The sequence below is a fragment of the Caulobacter sp. NIBR2454 genome (genome assembly GCF_027474405.1).
GTDB lineage: Bacteria > Pseudomonadota > Alphaproteobacteria > Caulobacterales > Caulobacteraceae > Caulobacter.
In genome coordinates, this window is record NZ_CP114871.1 from 776,294 (window position 1) to 789,519 (window position 13,226).

12 protein-coding genes are annotated in these 13,226 nt (G+C 66.6%); all 12 read right to left on the bottom strand.

Features of this window, described 5'->3' with window-relative positions:
• Entirely contained in the window at positions 1-381 is a 381-nt protein-coding gene (locus tag O5K31_RS03845) for a DUF4282 domain-containing protein (RefSeq protein WP_269716004.1), read from the bottom strand.
• Positions 382-525: 144 nt separating this feature from the next.
• Positions 526-1,002, bottom strand: coding sequence for a hypothetical protein (locus O5K31_RS03850; RefSeq protein ID WP_269716005.1), 477 nt, complete (start codon positions 1,000-1,002; stop codon positions 526-528).
• A gap of 112 nt (positions 1,003-1,114) precedes the next feature.
• A complete protein-coding gene (flhA, locus tag O5K31_RS03855; protein WP_269716006.1) occupies positions 1,115-3,211 on the bottom strand; it encodes a flagellar biosynthesis protein FlhA in 2,097 nt (698 codons plus the stop codon).
• A gap of 62 nt (positions 3,212-3,273) precedes the next feature.
• Positions 3,274-4,650 (bottom strand): sigma-54-dependent transcriptional regulator FlbD, encoded by a 1,377-nt coding sequence (gene flbD, locus O5K31_RS03860; protein WP_269716007.1) that lies wholly within the window; start codon positions 4,648-4,650, stop codon positions 3,274-3,276.
• Positions 4,651-4,680: 30 nt separating this feature from the next.
• Positions 4,681-5,022, bottom strand: coding sequence for a flagellar motor switch protein FliN (gene fliN / locus O5K31_RS03865; RefSeq protein ID WP_269716008.1), 342 nt, complete (start codon positions 5,020-5,022; stop codon positions 4,681-4,683).
• 4 nt (positions 5,023-5,026) lie between these two features.
• Positions 5,027-5,683 carry a flagellar assembly protein FliH gene (locus tag O5K31_RS03870; RefSeq protein WP_269716009.1) on the bottom strand — a complete coding sequence of 219 codons (657 nt, stop codon included), beginning with the start codon at positions 5,681-5,683 and terminating at the stop codon, positions 5,027-5,029.
• 1 nt (position 5,684) lies between these two features.
• Positions 5,685-6,707 carry a flagellar motor switch protein FliG gene (gene fliG / locus O5K31_RS03875; protein ID WP_269716010.1) on the bottom strand — a complete coding sequence of 341 codons (1,023 nt, stop codon included), beginning with the start codon at positions 6,705-6,707 and terminating at the stop codon, positions 5,685-5,687.
• The gene (gene fliF / locus O5K31_RS03880) at positions 6,707-8,371 is read right to left on the bottom strand and encodes a flagellar basal-body MS-ring/collar protein FliF (RefSeq protein ID WP_269716011.1); all 1,665 of its coding nucleotides are present in this window, start codon (positions 8,369-8,371) and stop codon (positions 6,707-6,709) included. Before fliF ends, fliG begins: the two co-directional genes overlap by 1 nt.
• Before the next feature lie 177 nt (positions 8,372-8,548).
• Positions 8,549-8,830, bottom strand: coding sequence for a CtrA inhibitor SciP (sciP, locus tag O5K31_RS03885; RefSeq protein ID WP_269716012.1), 282 nt, complete (start codon positions 8,828-8,830; stop codon positions 8,549-8,551).
• Between the two features lie 168 nt (positions 8,831-8,998).
• Positions 8,999-10,447, bottom strand: coding sequence for a flagellar hook protein FlgE (locus tag O5K31_RS03890; RefSeq protein ID WP_269716013.1), 1,449 nt, complete (start codon positions 10,445-10,447; stop codon positions 8,999-9,001).
• 99 nt (positions 10,448-10,546) lie between these two features.
• Positions 10,547-11,260, bottom strand: coding sequence for a flagellar hook assembly protein FlgD (locus O5K31_RS03895; protein WP_269716014.1), 714 nt, complete (start codon positions 11,258-11,260; stop codon positions 10,547-10,549).
• Between the two features lie 9 nt (positions 11,261-11,269).
• On the bottom strand, positions 11,270-12,988 hold the full coding sequence (locus O5K31_RS03900) for a flagellar hook-length control protein FliK (RefSeq protein WP_269716015.1): 1,719 nt from the start codon (positions 12,986-12,988) through the stop codon (positions 11,270-11,272).
• Between the last annotated feature and the right edge of the window lie 238 nt (positions 12,989-13,226).

The window sequence follows — 13,226 nt, forward strand, 5'->3', positions numbered from 1 at the left end:
TCACGCTTCGTCGGGACGGGCCCGAGGCATGATGGTCGACTCGGCCTCATGCGACTGGCGCAGGGAGCGCAGGTCGTCGCTGATGCGGAAGATGGCCACATAGAATTCGCAGAAGGCGCGCCACAGCAGCGCCATGGCCCCGGCGGCCAGGAGGCCGGCGATCAGCACGGGGAAGGCCAGAAGAATCGAGCCCAGGCCGGGCTCTTTCAGGGCCAGGCCGACGGCGGCGCCGACGACCGAAAAGGCGAACAGGGCAATAACGCCCAGGCCCGCCCAATAGACCAGATGGATGACCTGGCCGGTGACCAGGCGATCGAACGTCAGGAGATCCCAGATCAGGCCGGCGGAACCGCCGCCCGCTGATCGTTTCGCCGCAGGCATGTACCAAAAACCTCTTGCGTCAGCGCTGCCGCGCCTGCGGGCATGGCTATCAGCCGAAGCCTGCGACGGCAATGGTCCGCTCGCCGCACCTTCGACGGAATGCGCCCGGCCGCGAAGCTGGAAGCTCCGCGGCCGTTCGTCGCGTTATTTGGGGGCCATGCCGGCGGCCGCGGCCAGAATCTGGGCCTTGGTCACCGAGGTGATGATCTTGCCGTCCTGGTTGGCCAGGGCGCGGGACGGAAGACCCATGGTCTTGCCGTCGACATTCACGGCGACGATCGATTGACCGCCTTGCTCGTAGGTCTTCTCGACCGTGCCGACGAGGCCGCCAGCGGGATCCCAGACCTGAGCGCCGGTGGCGAACGAAGCAGCCGCGCCGGGCGCAGCGGTCGTGGTCGTGGTGGTCGTCGCCGAGCTCGGCTGGGCGGCGGTGTCAGCGGCCGTGGCGTCCGTGGTGGTGGTCGTGGTCGCAGTCGGCGCTGTGGCAGCGGGCGGCGCAGCCGTGGTCGTGGCGGCCGGCTCAGCGGTCGTGGTGGTGGTCGTCGTGGCGTCTTGCGCGTGAGCGACGGCCGCCATCGACAGAGTGGCGGCAGCGACGGTCGCCAGCAGAGTACGTTGCATGAGGTGCTCCAAAAAAAATCTTCGAAACGCCTCCCCCAGGCCCGAACAAACGTCGCTGCTTGCGATCGCGTTCCCAGATTATTTCGGATTGTTTCGGGCGATGGCCGCCCGATCAGATCATGCCGACGGTCTTCAGACGGGCCCGCGGATGGATCTCGCTCTGGCTCATCACCACGGTCTGGCCGCGGAATCGCTCGATGATCGAACGGACATAGGGGCGGATGCCGGGGCTGGTCAGAAGCACCGCGGTGTCGCCTTGCAGGGCGGCCTGTTCGAAGGCCTCTCGCACCTCGCCGATGAACGACTGCAGGCGCGAGGGCGCCAGGGCCAACTGCTTGTCTTCCCCCGGTCCGACCAGGGCGTCGGCGAAGGCGTTCTCCCACTCGGCCGACAGGGTGATGATGGCCAGGGCGCCGTCGTCGCCGCGGTTGGCCCAGCACAGCTGGCGGCCGATCTTGGCCCGCACCTGCTCGACCAGACTGGTGAGCGAGGAGGTGTGGGAGGCGGCCTCGCCGATCCCTTCCAGGATGGTCGGCAGGTCGCGGATCGAGACGCGTTCGCGCATCAGGGCCTGCAGCACGCGCTGAACGGTGGTGGCGCTGGCCAGGGCCGGGATGACATCGTCCACGAGCTTCTTCTGCTCGGCCGGCAGTTCCTTCAGAAGCTTCTGCACCTCGGCATAGGAGAGCAGGTCGGCCATGTTCTCCTTGAGCAGTTCGGTCAGGTGGGTGGTCAGCACCGTGGCCGGATCGACGATGGTGTAGCCGCGGAAGGTGGCTTCCTCGCGCAGGGCGTCGGCGACCCAGGTGGCCGGCAGGCCGAAGGCCGGTTCGCGCACGTGTTCGCCCGGCAGCTCCACCTGGCCGCCGCGCGGGTCCATGGCCATCAGGTGACCCAGGCGGACCTCGCCGGCGCCGACCTCCATCTCCTTGATGCGGATCGAATAGCCGCTGTTGGGCAGGCGCATGTTGTCCAGGATGCGGACCGGCGGCATCACGAAGCCGAAGTCGGTGGCCAGGGTCTTGCGAAGGGCCCGGATCTGGTCGGTCAGGCGGCGGCCTTCCAGGTCGTTGATCAGCGACAGCAGGCCATAACCCAGCTCGATCTTCACGTCGTCGATGGCCAGGGTGTTGGAGATCGGCTCGTCTTCTTGAGAAGCCGCTTCCTCCAGCGGCGCCAGGGGATCGACGGCGGGCTTCAACATCGCCTGCCCGCGCCGCCAAGCCAGATAGCCCGTGCCGACGGCGACCGCCACGAACGGCAGGATCGGCATGCCAGGGATCAGGGCGATGACGCCAGAGGAAGCCGAGACCATGCCCAGGCTGACCGGGTTCATGGCCAGCTGGTTGACCAGGGCCTTGTCGGCGGCGCCTTCGACGCCGGCCTTGGACACCAGCAGACCGGCGGCGATCGAGATGATCAGGGCGGGAATCTGGCTGACCAGACCGTCGCCGATGGTCATCAGGGTGTAGGTCGACGCCGCCTGACCGATCGGAATCTTGTGCTGCAGCACGCCGATCAGAATGCCGCCGACCACATTGATGCCGGTGATGATCAGGCCGGCGACAGCGTCGCCCTTCACGAACTTGCTGGCGCCGTCCATGGCGCCGAAGAAGGTGCTCTCCTGCTCCAGTTCCTTGCGGCGGAGCTTGGCGGTGTCCTGGTCGATCAGGCCGCTCGACAGGTCGGCGTCGATAGCCATCTGCTTGCCGGGCATGGCGTCCAGGGTGAAACGGGCTGACACTTCGGCGATCCGCCCCGAACCCTTGGTGATGACCATGAAGTTCACCAGCACCAGGATCATGAAGACGATGACCCCGATGATGAAGTTGCCGCTCATCATCAGGTTGCCGAAGGCTTCGATGATGTGACCGGCGCCGTGGGCGCCTTCGTGACCATGGCTGAGGATCAGGCGCGTCGAGGCGATGTTCAGGCCCAGCCGGAACAGGGTCGCCACCAGCAGCACGGTCGGGAAGGAGCTGAATTCCAGCGGCCGCTTGATCAGCAGCGCGGTCATCAGGATCAGGACCGAACTGGTCACCGACAGGGATAGAAGCAGGTCCAGCAGTATCGGCGGGACCGGCAGGATCAGCAGGACGATGATCGCGGCGATGCCGACGGCCAGCCCGACCTCGCCGCGCACCAGCCAGCCGATGATGTCGCGCGGCTTGAAGGCGTTCGGGTTTGCGTTGAGGCCGATGTCGGTCATGAACTGCTCACACGCTCAGATTCCCAGGTCCCGCCCAAGCAAAAAGCGAGGGCGGGAAGGGATCAGGCCGCGTTTCCGACGCCCGCCTGGGGCGCCGGCACCTCGACGCCCGCTTCGGAATATTCCTTCAGCTTGTTGCGCAGGGTGCGGATGGAGATGCCGAGGATGTTGGCGGCGTGCGTGCGGTTGCCCAGGCAGTGCTGCAGGGTGTCGAGGATCAGCTGCTGCTCGACCTCCGAAACCGTCTGGCCCACGAAGGAGCGCTGGACCGCCTCGGCGGCGATGGAGGCGGTGCGGGCGACGCCGCTATCGCCAGCGCCGGCGCCGGCGGACATGGGCTGGCCGTCCGGCAGGCGGATGGCGAATTCACCGATCTCGTCGCCGGTCGCCAGCAGCACCGCGCGGTGCATGGCGTTCTCCAGCTCGCGCACGTTGCCCGGCCAGCGGTGGCCGGTCAGGCGGCGCTTGGCTTCGGCCGACAGCGGGCGCTCGGGCATGCCGTTGGCGGCGGCGTACTTCTTCACGAAGTGATCGCACAGGGCCAGGATGTCGCCCGGTCGCTCGCGCAGGGCGGGCAGGCGCAGGTTCACGACGTTCAGGCGGTACAGAAGGTCTTCGCGGAAGGTCCCGTCCTTTACGGCCTGGGCCAGGTCGCGGTTGGACGTAGCCAGGATGCGGATGTCCACCTTCACCGGCTTGGAGCCACCGACGCGGTCGATCTCGCGTTCCTGGATGGCGCGCAGCAGCTTGGCCTGCAGGCGCGCGTCCATCTCGCTGATTTCGTCCAGCAGCAGGGTGCCGCCGTCGGCTTCCTCGAACTTGCCGATGCGGCGGGCCAGAGCGCCGGTGAAGGCGCCCTTCTCGTGGCCGAACAGCTCGCTTTCCAGCAGATTCTCGGGGATGGCGGCGCAGTTGACGCTGATGAAGGGCTTCTGGGCGCGACGCGATTTGGTGTGGACGTAGCGGGCCATCACCTCCTTGCCCGAGCCGCTTTCGCCGGTGATCAGGATCGAGGCGTCGGACGGCGCCACCTGATCGCACAGGGCGATGACTTCGCGCATGGACGGGTCGGCGGCGATCATCGGCCGCTCATCGTCGCTGACGGCGGCCAGGACCGCGGCGATCAGCTCGGCTTCAGGCGGGAGCGGGATGAACTCCTTGGCCCCGGCGCGGATGGCTTCGGCGGCCCGGCGCGGATCGGCGCCGACCCCGCAGGCCACCACGGGCACCCGGATGCGCTCGGCTTCGTTGGCGGCGATCAGGCCCGCGATGTCGAGCTCGTAATCGACCATCAGCAGGTCCGCGCCCTGGCCCGATCGCAGGGCCTGGGTGCAGGCGGCCGTGGTCTCCACGTGAGAGACCTTGGCCCCTTCGTTCATCGCCATCTTCACGGCGAGGGAGAGCTGCCCGTTCAGTCGTCCGACCACCAGAAGCCGCATGTTCCTATCTCCTCTTCGACAGCGCGCCCCCTAGGCGTTGCTGTCGCCGTCCTTGATGATTTCGGTCATGGTCACGCCCAGGCGTTCGTCGACGACGACGACCTCGCCGCGGGCCACCAGGCGGTTGTTCACATAGATGTCGATGGCCTCGCCGACCTTGCGGTCCAGCTCCAGCACGCTGCCCTGATTGAGCTTGAGCAACTGCGCCACCGACATGTGGGCCTTGCCCAGCACGGCCGAGATGCTGACCGGCACGTCGAAGACCGGCGCCAGATCGGACGCGATCTTGTCGTCGTACTCGATGGGCATGTCGGTCGCGAGGGTCTCCTCGGGGCCGAATTCGTCGAGCGTGAGGTTCGGTTCATCGACCATGGGATCAGCCTTCCGAGTGGGCGGCGGTCAAGGGTTCGGCGTGAAGACCCTCGGCCGCGAGAGCGGCGTTGAGAGCTTCGGCGATACGGGCGGCGGTGGCGGGCGGATCGAACGAGGCGCGGCCGTCGGCCCAGTCCAGCATGAAGGCGGCGCGCGGCAGGTTGGGGTCGGCCTTGGCCAGGATCTGGCCCGAGAAGCCAGCGGCCTGAGCCGCGTTCTCCAGGGCGGCTGTCATCCGCTCCAGCAGTTCTTCCGGCACGCGCAGGATCAGGCGGGGCTGCTGCTCCAACTCCCGGGCCAGGGAATCGTAGGCGGCGGCCAGAGCCGCCTCCGGGAACATCTCGAGCGCGGCGTCGGCGATCTTGCGGCCACAGGCCAGGGCCAGGGCGGCCGAGCCGGCGCGGTGGTCGTGCGCCACCTGGGTCAGGGTCGCCAGGGCCGCGCGGGCGGCGTCGGCGGCGCCGCGCAGGGCGATGGCGGCGGCCTCCTCCGCCCGGGCCACGGCCGAGCGTTCGCCTTCCGCGAAGGCGGCGGCGCGGATCTCGGCCACTTCTTCCTCGGTATAGAGCTTGGGCTTGGGCGGCGAGTAGGCGACCGCGCCGACGCTGTCGAAGACCGTGTCGAAGGCGAATTTGCGATGGACGGGCTGAGGGCTGGTCATGTCAGTAGATCAGCTCGTCTTCGCCGCCCTGGCCGGCCAGCATGATCTCGCCCTTGGCGGCGAGGTCCTTGGCGACCTGGACCATGGCGACCTGCGCCTGGTCCACGTCGCGCAGGCGGACGGGGCCCATGGTCTCCATGTCTTCGCGCATGATCTTGGCGGCGCGTTCCGACATGTTTGAGAAGAACATCTCGCGCAGGCCGTCCGAAGCGCCCTTGAGGGCCAGGGCCAGCTGGTCCTTGTCCACCGCGCGCAACAGGGTCTGGACGCCGCCGGGATCGAGCTTGCTCAGGTCCTCGAAGACGAACATCAGGGCGCGGATGCGCTCGGCGCTGTCGCGGTTGCGCTCTTCCAAGGCGGCGATGAAGCGCGCCTCGGTCTGGCGGTCGAAGTTGTTGAAGATCTCGGCCATCATCTCGTGGCTGTCGCGCTTGGACGTGCGCGCCAGGTTCGACATGAATTCGGTGCGAAGAGTCTGCTCGATCTTGTCGAGGATCTCACGCTGGACGGGCTCCATCCGCAGCATGCGGGTGACGCATTCCAGGGCGAAGTCTTCCGGCAGCGAGGCCAGGACGCGGGCGGCGTGATCGCTTTTGACCTTGGACAGCACCACGGCCACGGTCTGCGGGTATTCGTTCTTCAGGTAGTTGGCCAGAACGCCTTCGTTCACGTTGCCCAGCTTGTCCCACATGGTTCGACCCGCGGGACCGCGGATTTCCTCCATCAGGGCCTCGACCTTCTCCACGGGCATAAAGGAGGACAGCAGGCGCTGGGTCTGTTCGTAGGAGCCCATGATCGCGCCGGTCGAGCTCATGCCCGATACGAATTCGACCAGCAGCTCTTCGACCACGGAGGCCGAGACGGTGCCCAGGGTCGCCATGGCCTGGGAGACTTCCTTGATCTCCTCGTCGTCCAGGGCTTCCCAGATGGCCGTGTGCTCTTCGCCCAGGGCCAGTAGAACGATGGCGGCCTTTTCCGGGCCAGCCAGCTTCTTGATGTCGTCGATCGCCTTGAGCTTGGCCATCAGGTCGTCTCGTGCAGCCAGCTACGGAGGATCGCGACGGACTCTTCCGGGTGCTTCTCGACGAATTCGGAGACGCGCTTGATGGACGAAGCCTTCACCTGGCCTTCGATCTTGGCGATGTCGATGCGCTGGTCGAAGTCCGATTGCGGCGCCGGCAGGGCCAGGGAGTCGTCCTCGGCCGGGACCTGAACCATCTGGGTTCCGCCGTCGGGCAGGGTGACCAGGCGGGTGACCATGGGCGTGGAGCCGTCGGCGGCGATGGCGGCCAGTTGCTGAGCCGGCGACAAGGTCTTGGGCTTCATCATCGGGCGGATCACGAAGAAGATGATCAGCGCGGCGACCAGGGCCAGCACGCCAAGTTCGACGGCCCGCATGATGTCGTTCTTGTCGAAGCCGGCCAGGGGCGTAGCGGCGCTGACGCCTTCGCCGGGGTCACGAGCGAAGCGGACGTTGACGACGTTCATCTGGTCGCCGCGGGTCTGATCGTAGCCTACGGCGGCGCGGACCAGTTCCTGGATGCGCTGCATCTCCTCGGCGCTGCGCGGGGTATAGGCGCCCGGCTCGCCGTTGGGGCCGGCCGGTGCGGTGACGCCATCAACGGCCACGGCCACCGAGATCTTGCGCAGCTGGCCGGGTTCGATCACCTCGGTGCGGAGGGTCTTGGAGATTTCGTAGTTGGTGACACTGTCGCCGCTGCGCGAATTGGAGCCCAGGGCCTGGAAGCCATTGGCGGCGGGGGCGCCGGGGATGTTGGCGGCGGCGGTCGCGCCGACGGTCTCGTCCTCGCGGCGCTCTTCGGCGGTCTGTTCGTTGGTGCTTTCCGAGCGGATGACCTGGCCTTCGGGGTCGAAGCGCTCTTCCTGCAGGGTGACACGGTTCAGGTTCAGGTCGGCGGAGACGTTGACGCGGACCTTGCCCTCGCCGACCACGCCCTCGACCATCTCCTTGACCGTCTTGGCGATGCGGGCCTCGACCTCGGACTTGCGATCGTCGGCGAGCTTGCCGCCCAGGCCGCCGTCGCCGCCCTCGGACAGGGTTTTGCCGTGCTGATCGATGACGGTGACCGCGTCGGCCTGCAGGTTCGGGACCGCGCCGGCCACCAGATTCTGCACCGCGCGCACCATGTCGGCGGACGGGCCGCGCGCGCCGACGCCGATGGTGACGGCGGCCGACGGCTTTTCGGCGTCTTCCTCGAACAGCTGGCGCTTGGGCAGGTTCAGGTGGACGCGGACGGAGCTGACGCCGTCCAGGGCGCGGATCGTGCGAGCCAGTTCGCCTTCCATGGCGCGCTGGCGATTCAATTGCTGGACGAAATCGGTCTGGCCCAGGACGTTGGTGGAGTCGAAAATCTCGTAGCCGATGGAGCCGGCGGTCACGAGGCCCTTGCCCGCCACCAGCAGGCGGGTCGAGGCGACCTCGTCGCGGGGGACCATGATGGTCGAGCCGTCGCCCTTGACCGAATATTTGACGCCGGCCTGATCGAGGGCCTGGGTGACCGAGGCGGCTTCAGCCAGGTCAAGATTGGAATAGAGCAGGGCTTCGGGCTGGCGGCCCATCATCAGCACGATGGCGATGAGCGCGGCGGTGACGCCGGCGCCGACACCGATGAGCGCAGCAAGACGGCCGATGCCGAACTTCTGCAGGGCGCTCATAAACTTTTCCACGCGCGCCGACCCCCTTGGTCAGGAAAGCCGCAACCCCTGCGTCTTTCCGCTAGGCAGGATTTACCCAGTGCAGGGTAAACGAGTGGTTAATTTCCCAGTGGCGGTTCCTTAACGCGAAGCGGCCGCGCCCCTTGTGGGGACGCGGCCGCGGCGCCGTTCAGCCCTGTTAAGGGATGACTAGCGGTACTGTTGCAGCCGCGTCGTGCGCAGGCCGGCGAGGCCATGGCGTTCGATCGACTTTTGCCAACCGGCGAACTCTTCGCTGGTGAGGCGATAGCGCTCGCAGGCGTCCTCGAGCGACAGAAGACCGCCGCGGACAGCCGCAACCACTTCCGCCTTACGGCGGATCACCCAGCGCTCGGTCGCAGCCGGCGGCAGGTCCGACAGCGTCAGAGGCGCGCCGGTGGGACCGATCACGTACTTTTCGCCGCGGCTGTTGATGCGTTGCTCTTGCAGCATCGTTCCTACGCCCTTCTCAACATCACAATCGAGAACGGACCATACGGGCTGGGCGATAACAGCGACTTAATTCCGATAGTAAAAATTCCACTAATGCGCTGCACAGCTTTTATGTTCTCTACTGTGTCGAGGTGATACACTCTGATTAAACTCCGTTAAAAAGAGTAATTACCTCTTAATGTTTAGGAGTTGCTCAAGCATCTCATCGGCAGTGGTGATGATCTTCGACGCTGCGGAGTAGGCGCGTTGCGTGGTGATCAAGCCCGTGAACTCAGTGGAGAGGTCCACGGTCGACGCTTCCAGAGTGGAGGGATCGATCTCACCAGCGCCGCCGGCCCCTGGAGCCTTCAGGGTGTAGGTGCCGCTCTCCTGCGATACCTGATAGGCGTTGCCATTCATCGAGATCAGAGCGTCTGGATTCGAAAAGGTTGCGATGGCGACCTGGGCGAGGCGGCGGATGGTGCCGTTCTCGTAGATGGCGGTGACGTAGCCCTGCTTGTCGATCTGCACGTCAGCCAGAACGCCAAAGGGCGTGCCGTTGGCCGAAATGTTCTGAGCTTCGGAAAGGCTGGAGAACTGGGTCAGGCCGCCGGGGGCCGTAAACAGGTCGATCTGGATGTCCTGAGCCGAAATGCCCAGGTTGGTGCGCCAGGTGGGGGCGCCTGGGCCAGCGGTGTCGGAGGACGCGCCGATGGAAATGGTCGGCGCCGCCGGGGCGGCCGGGAAGAGGCCGTCAAGCGATCCATCGCCGACCTGGATCGTACCGTCGGGATTGAACGTTATTGTACCGGCGGCGATCTTGCCGACGTTGGCGTCCCCATCGTCGATCACTGAAGGGTCGCCATAGACTTCAACAACCCACTCGTTTGGGTTGCCGGTCCGCATGAAGCCCATCGTGATGTTGCGCTGGCTTCCCTGGGAGTCCGATACCGGGATGTTGATCTCGAAGTCGGGCTCCAAGCCGCTGGCCCCGTTGGTGGCCTTCCACTCCGCCATCTGATTGCGAAGGGTGTCGTCATAGAATTCCGTGTAGACCCCGTCGCCGTCGGGATCCTCGCCCCACGTGGCGACCTCTTGCTGATTGCTCAGGTTGGCGCTGATGGCGACGCGGGTCGTTGCTTCGGCGGTGCCGCCGGTGCCCGAGACGTTGATAGTGCTCAGCTGGCTGAGGTCCGATGGGTCGGTGACGATCTCGCCGGTCAGGTTGTCGGCGATCCATCCTTGCAAATAGAGGCCGGCGTCGTTTCGCAGGTAGCCCAAATCGTCGATCACAAAGGCGCCGGCGCGGGTGAACAGACGCTGGTCGGTAGGCAGGTTGCCCTCAGACTTGGACGTGGTGACGAAGAACCCGCTGCCGCTGATCGCCAAATCCAGGTTGGAGGAGGTCCCCATGTGGTTCCCCTCCTGGCGCACGTACTTGTGTGTGATCGCCTTTAGGCCGCCGGCCGAATAGGTCGAGGCCTTGGAGTTGGAGGTCACCAGCGACGAGAAGTTCGCGGTGGTCCGCTTGTAGCCAACGGTGTTGACGTTCGCGATGTTGTCCGAGATCGCGGCGAGGGCCGACGAATTCGCAACCAGGCCGGAAACGCCGGCGAGCATGGCGCTGTTGATGCTCATCTCAATGGTCCTTCAGGATGACTTTGGTCTTCCAGCGCTGTTTGCGGTTGCGGCTCGGCCGCGACGGCGCCGTTCTGGCGCCCGTGTTGATGAATGGGGTTAGGTGGTCGCGTCGTCGTCAGCCGGCGGCTTCGGATTGGTGACCCCGATGACGGAGCTCAGCGGGATCTTGAGCCCGTTGATGGTGAGGACAGACTGGCCGCCTTCAATGGCGACGGAGGTCGCCACGCCGGTCAGGTCAGTGGAGGTTTCTACGGCGCCGCCGGTGGCGCTCGTGGCCTTCACCCGAATGGTGTAGGCGGCGCCCTTCTTGGCGTAAGTCTTGGTGCCGTCGTCGGCCACGCTCAGCACGCCGTCCCAGGTGTAGCTGTGCGAGCCCTTCTTGTTCGCCGCAGCGCCTTCCGGCTCGATGGTCTTCACGATGTTGCCGGCCGAATTGACGATCTCGAGCTTGGTGTACTTGGCGTCGCCCGCCAGGTCGTAGCTCCAGGTCGCCTTGCCGTCGTCGCCAATCTTCTGAGTGGCGTTCTCGGCGATCACCGTCTTGCCCAGGAGGCTGGCCGACTCGTTGAGGCCGCCGTCGTTCATGCCAACCAGGGCGGTGAGCAGGTCGTTGGTCATCAGCTGCTGCTCGACGCCGACCATCTGCACGGTCTGGGTGACGAACTGCGTGGAATCGACCGGCGCCAGCGGGTCCTGGTTCTTCAACTGGGTGGTCAACAGGGCCAGGAACGTTTCCTGGCTGCTCGCAAGGGTGTTGCGGGAATTCTGCTGGCGGCCGGCGATCGTGGAGCCTGAAACGGCGTCAACCATGGTGGTTTCCTAGATCCGGACGTCGACGCCGCTGGCGCGGGAAGCGCGCCAGTCGAGGGCCGAATTGGTGATGGGGGGCTCGTCGTCGGCGTTCAGGGCCGCCTGGAAGGCGCGGCCGTTCCAGCCGGTCTGACGATCGTCGCCGAAGGTCTGCTGCTGGGCCCAGGCATTGGAGCTTCCGCCCTGGTCAGCGAGGTCGAAGGTGAGAGCTTCCTGGGCCAGGTCGAAACCGGCTTTCTCCAGGGCTTCCCTCAGCTCGCTGGAGCGCGCCCGAAGCTCGGACGCCGCCTGCGGCTTTTCAAAGGACATGGCCGCGGTGACGCGACCGTCGCGGTCGATCTCCAGCTTTACATTCACCTTGCCCAGGTCGACCGGGTCCAGGGCGATGTCGAAGCGGGTGATCTTGTTCTCCAGCTTCTTGGCGATCTGGGCCGAAAGCTGAGCCACGGTCTCGGGCGACCCGCGCACGGCGGCGGCCTCGATACGGGCGGTCTCGCTCGTGGTCGTCGAAGCGGCGGCGCTGGTCGTGCCCGTGGCGGTGTCCGCGCTGGCGGGCTCCATAGGGTCGAGCGCTTCGGCGACGGCGAGCTCGCCCTGGGACTGCGGCGCCGAGCTGGGGTCGGCGGTGATGGCGAAGGGATCCTGCTGGGCAGCAGGAGCGCCCTTCGCGGCGCCGGCGGCTTTGGCGGCCATGGGGGCGCTGTCCCGAACCGCGCCGGCGGTTTGTGTGTTCTCGGTGTCGAAGCGGCGGCTGCGCAGGCTTTCACCCGCTTGAGGGGCGGCGGGCGCACGCGGCGCAGCCGAGGCGACGGCGGCCTGCTGGGCCACGGCGGTGGGTTGGCTGGCCGTTGCGGTGGCGACATCCTCGCTCGCCGACGCCTGCGTGGCGACGGGCTGAGCGACGGGTTCCGCCGCATCGACGATGTCCGGCTGGGCGACTTGAGCCGAAGGCGTCGCCGTCTTGGCGACGGGCTTGGCGTCCTTGGCTGGCTCCAGCGCGGTTTCCGACGCCGGCGCGGCGGCTTCACGACGGCCAAGGATGGTGACGGAGGCGTCGGCCGCCTCGCCGGTAGGCGCTTCGGGCGATGACGCCGCATCGACTTGTGTCTGTGGGTGCGAAGAGGCGGCGGTCTTGTGAGCCGCCGCCTGAGCGGAGGCGGCGACGGCCTTCGCCGTTTGGTCCGTGTCGGCCGGCGTCGCTGCTTTCTGAGCAGGAGCAGGAGCAGCGGCCGCGTTGGCGTTGGCGGCCGTCGAGGGCGCCGAGACTTGAGCTGTGTCCTCGGTCGAAGCGGCGCCCTGGGGCGCGGCGGCGACGGTTTCTTCTGCTACGGCCTCGCCCACCGTTTTGGCGACGGAGGTTTCAGGAAGCTCTTCGGCGACCGGAGGGGCGCCCAAAATGGTCGGGGCCGCCGCATCCACAAGCGCGGCGTCGACTGGCGTCTGCGCCTGAACGGTGGTGGTCAGTTGCGGCGCCAGCAGCGCGCCCATCATGACCGCCGCCGCATCGGTCTGGGAGCCCAGCAGTTCGGCGCCCGCATCCTCCGCGAGGACTGGCGTCTTGCCGTCGGCCGAAGCGCCTTCGCCATCCATCCCGCCAGCTGCGGTTCCGACCTGCGCCATCAGGGCCAGCAAAAGATCGAAGCCCGCGCCGGCGGACGTCGCCTGGCCGCCGCCCTGGGGGGCTGCGGTCGCGGCGCCGGCGGCGGCTGCGGAAACGGCTTCTGTCATCGGCTTTACGGGCCTCGGTTCCTGCGGCGCGCGGTGCGCCGGTTCTTCGGGACCTGCTCAGCAAGGGCCGGGCCAAGTTCTCAGTGTGCTGTCTTGTATTTGAAATAAAAGGAGAAATTCGCTTTCCCGTTGGCGCTCGTCGCACGGGATCGGCCTTTTTTGCCGAGGGAGATCCGCGATTTCAGCCGCGGCTCGGCGAGCTCTGCCGACATGGTTAATCAACTGGCGCCGCTTTTGC

Coding starts and splice junctions, on each gene's coding strand:
- O5K31_RS03845 (WP_269716004.1), bottom strand. CDS start 381: ATGCCTGCGGCGAAACGATCAGCGGGCGGCGGTTCCGCCGGCCTGATC.
- O5K31_RS03850 (WP_269716005.1), bottom strand. CDS start 1,002: ATGCAACGTACTCTGCTGGCGACCGTCGCTGCCGCCACTCTGTCGATG.
- flhA (WP_269716006.1), bottom strand. CDS start 3,211: ATGACCGACATCGGCCTCAACGCAAACCCGAACGCCTTCAAGCCGCGC.
- flbD (WP_269716007.1), bottom strand. CDS start 4,650: ATGCGGCTTCTGGTGGTCGGACGACTGAACGGGCAGCTCTCCCTCGCC.
- fliN (WP_269716008.1), bottom strand. CDS start 5,022: ATGGTCGATGAACCGAACCTCACGCTCGACGAATTCGGCCCCGAGGAG.
- O5K31_RS03870 (WP_269716009.1), bottom strand. CDS start 5,683: ATGACCAGCCCTCAGCCCGTCCATCGCAAATTCGCCTTCGACACGGTC.
- fliG (WP_269716010.1), bottom strand. CDS start 6,707: ATGGCCAAGCTCAAGGCGATCGACGACATCAAGAAGCTGGCTGGCCCG.
- sciP (WP_269716012.1), bottom strand. CDS start 8,830: ATGCTGCAAGAGCAACGCATCAACAGCCGCGGCGAAAAGTACGTGATC.
- O5K31_RS03890 (WP_269716013.1), bottom strand. CDS start 10,447: ATGAGCATCAACAGCGCCATGCTCGCCGGCGTTTCCGGCCTGGTTGCG.
- O5K31_RS03895 (WP_269716014.1), bottom strand. CDS start 11,260: ATGGTTGACGCCGTTTCAGGCTCCACGATCGCCGGCCGCCAGCAGAAT.
- O5K31_RS03900 (WP_269716015.1), bottom strand. CDS start 12,988: ATGACAGAAGCCGTTTCCGCAGCCGCCGCCGGCGCCGCGACCGCAGCC.